Below are 1,933 nucleotides of genomic sequence, written 5' to 3'. Positions count from 1 at the left end.
CGGTTGACATCAAAACTGGATGACGTAGAATGCGCATCCTGCTTCGGGCAAGGCCTGCAGCGAAACAACGAGATTAACGAATGCGATTAATTCTCGGCTTTTTTAAAAGCACATCTTTAACAATTAGTTATCAAGCAATTTGTGTGGGCACTCACGTTAAGATTGATTTTACCATTAGCTCGTAAGAGCAAATAGAAAAGTCTTAATGATTTGTGACACATGAGTCTTTATTAATTTATTTAATAATACGTTTATATGTCAGTTACCTCTTGTAGGTAACAAGTGATTCATTGAGCAGTATCTTCGGATACACCAAGACAACTTTTTAATTGAAGAGTTTGATCATGGCTCAGATTGAACGCTGGCGGCAGGCTTAACACATGCAAGTCGAGCGGAAACGAAGAAGAACTTGTTCTTCTGGCGTCGAGCGGCGGACGGGTGAGTAATGCTTGGGAATATGCCTTAAGGTGGGGGACAACAGTTGGAAACGACTGCTAATACCGCATAATGTCTACGGACCAAAGGAGGGGATCTTCGGACCTTTCGCCTTTAGATTAGCCCAAGTGAGATTAGCTAGTTGGTGGGGTAATGGCCTACCAAGGCGACGATCTCTAGCTGGTTTGAGAGGATGATCAGCCACACTGGGACTGAGACACGGCCCAGACTCCTACGGGAGGCAGCAGTGGGGAATATTGCACAATGGGGGAAACCCTGATGCAGCCATGCCGCGTGTGTGAAGAAGGCCTTCGGGTTGTAAAGCACTTTCAGCGAGGAGGAAAGGTTAGTAGCTAATAACTGCTAGCTGTGACGTTACTCGCAGAAGAAGCACCGGCTAACTCCGTGCCAGCAGCCGCGGTAATACGGAGGGTGCGAGCGTTAATCGGAATTACTGGGCGTAAAGCGTGCGTAGGCGGTTGTATAAGCGAGATGTGAAAGCCCCGGGCTTAACCTGGGAACTGCATTTCGAACTGTATGACTAGAGTTTTGTAGAGGGTGGTGGAATTTCCAGTGTAGCGGTGAAATGCGTAGAGATTGGAAGGAACATCAGTGGCGAAGGCGGCCACCTGGACAAAAACTGACGCTGAGGCACGAAAGCGTGGGGAGCAAACAGGATTAGATACCCTGGTAGTCCACGCCGTAAACGATGTCAACTAGCTGTCTGTGGACTTGATCCGTGGGTAGCGCAGCTAACGCATTAAGTTGACCGCCTGGGGAGTACGGCCGCAAGGTTAAAACTCAAATGAATTGACGGGGGCCCGCACAAGCGGTGGAGCATGTGGTTTAATTCGATGCAACGCGAAGAACCTTACCATCCCTTGACATCCAGAGAATTTTCTAGAGATAGATTAGTGCCTTCGGGAGCTCTGAGACAGGTGCTGCATGGCTGTCGTCAGCTCGTGTTGTGAAATGTTGGGTTAAGTCCCGCAACGAGCGCAACCCCTATCCTTATTTGCCAGCGAGTAATGTCGGGAACTTTAAGGAGACTGCCGGTGATAAACCGGAGGAAGGTGGGGACGACGTCAAGTCATCATGGCCCTTACGGGATGGGCTACACACGTGCTACAATGGCAGATACAGAGGGCAGCAAGACCGCGAGGTGGAGCGAATCCCACAAAGTTTGTCGTAGTCCGGATCGGAGTCTGCAACTCGACTCCGTGAAGTCGGAATCGCTAGTAATCGTGGATCAGAATGCCACGGTGAATACGTTCCCGGGCCTTGTACACACCGCCCGTCACACCATGGGAGTGGGTTGCAAAAGAAGTAGCTAGTTTAACCTTCGGGGGGACGGTTACCACTTTGTGATTCATGACTGGGGTGAAGTCGTAACAAGGTAACCCTAGGGGAACCTGGGGTTGGATCACCTCCTTACCTTAAGTAAAACAACTTTTCTTGAGTGTTCACACAAATTGCTTTGATAACGAAATTAAGACGA

Annotated in this window: 1 rRNA gene; it reads left to right on the top strand. The window is 49.2% G+C overall.

Annotated elements, in window-relative coordinates:
• The first annotated feature begins 326 nt into the window (after positions 1-326).
• Positions 327-1,869 (top strand): 16S ribosomal RNA (locus tag ACHUFQ_RS16915).
• Positions 1,870-1,933: the final 64 nt, after the last annotated feature.

This window comes from Thalassotalea litorea (assembly GCF_043642205.1).
GTDB classification, from domain to species: Bacteria; Pseudomonadota; Gammaproteobacteria; order Enterobacterales; family Alteromonadaceae; genus Thalassotalea_A; species Thalassotalea_A litorea.
This window is presented reverse-complemented; position numbering and strand designations above follow the sequence as displayed.